This is a genomic window from Streptomyces flaveolus, from assembly GCF_000716535.1.
In the GTDB taxonomy this organism is placed as follows: Bacteria; Actinomycetota; Actinomycetes; order Streptomycetales; family Streptomycetaceae; genus Streptomyces; species Streptomyces flaveolus_A.
The window spans coordinates 1-1,185 of the sequence record NZ_JNWV01000142.1; the positions used below are offsets into that span (position 1 = coordinate 1).

Annotated in this window: 3 protein-coding genes; 1 reads left to right on the forward strand and 2 read right to left on the reverse strand. The window is 66.5% G+C overall.

All coding sequences use genetic code 11. From position 1 onward, the window contains the following. Positions 1-248 precede the first annotated feature (248 nt). Both OO52_RS54500 and OO52_RS45560 read right to left on the reverse strand, forming a co-directional pair. Positions 249-410, reverse strand: coding sequence for a hypothetical protein (locus OO52_RS54500; RefSeq protein ID WP_167347968.1), 162 nt, complete (start codon positions 408-410; stop codon positions 249-251). Positions 411-587: 177 nt separating this feature from the next. Next, a complete protein-coding gene (locus OO52_RS45560; protein WP_432422524.1) occupies positions 588-788 on the reverse strand; it encodes a muconolactone Delta-isomerase family protein in 201 nt (66 codons plus the stop codon). Positions 789-866: 78 nt separating this feature from the next. Between OO52_RS45560 and OO52_RS45565 the strand changes: the two genes are divergently transcribed. Next, a partial coding sequence (locus tag OO52_RS45565; RefSeq protein WP_030659376.1) for a flavodoxin family protein occupies positions 867-1,185 on the forward strand: 319 nt, incomplete at its 3' end.

The window sequence follows — 1,185 nt, forward strand, 5'->3', positions numbered from 1 at the left end:
CAGCGAGCGACGGCTTCACCGTTACGGCCCGGACGGGTGCTGCCGATGATGATACCGATCTTGGTCATGAGGCGCCTTTCCATGGGCGGCCGTGCCTGAGGTCAGTCCGGGCCCAGCCGCAAATACTTGTCGCAGCAAGTAGAGCACGCGTTAATTGACTAGTCAATAAATGCGCTGGTCTGGAGCTGTGCCGCAACTCACACCCGGACCAGGAGACGTGCAGCCGTTCCGCAGGCGAGGTCGGCGGGTCAGTCGAGCCTGGTCACCTGGTGGTGGACGATGTACCAGCGGTCGGAGACACGTTTGAGCACGACGCTGTGAGCGACGTGGATGGCCGGGCGGTCGGTGAAACCGAAGTCGACGTCGAGACAGCCGAGCAGGACGTCGTCCGCGAGGCTCCGCGTCTCCAATACCCGATACTCGGCGGTCAATCCGATCGGCTGGGAGTCGTAGTACGCGGCGACCCCCCGAGGGCCGACGCTGTAGTGATGGAGCCCCTGGAAGTCGGCGTCCTCGGTGAAGAGCGCCGCGACCTTCCTCCGGCTCGTGCGCGTCGACCGCGCTCTTCCACTGGTCCATGACGTAACTCAGGACGGTTTCGTCTGCTGCTGCGCCGCTCGTGGGTCTTCTCCTTCGGTGGGGCCCGGGTCGTTGGGGTGTGGCTGCACGGCGGTGATCTCGGCGGTCATCCACGGCCACAGGGGCAGGGTGCCGAGCACGTTCTCCCGCAGGTCGGCCTCGTCGTCCGCGCGCCACACCCCGACGCTCGACCGGCCGTCTAACGTCAAATAGGCGACCGGTCGTCTTGTTGATCGTCCGGCCGAAACTTCCGCCGAACCCTCGACAACGAACGGAGAACGCCGATCATGGCCACCCCCGTGAAACTCGCCATCGTCTTCTACTCGTCCACCGGTACGATCACCGAGATCGCCAGGGAACTGCACGACGCCGGGGTCAAGGCGGGCGCCGAGGTCCGTCTGCTGAAGGTGGCCGAGCTGGCCCCGCAGGCCGCCATCGACTCCAACCCGGCCTGGGCCGCCAACCACGCGGCCACCGCGAACGTCCCCGAGGCCACCACGGCGGACGTCGAGTGGGCCGACGCCGTCATCTTCGGCACGCCGACCCGTTTCGGCAACGTCTCCTCGCAGCTGAAGCAGTTCATCGACACCCTCGGCGGCCTGTGGG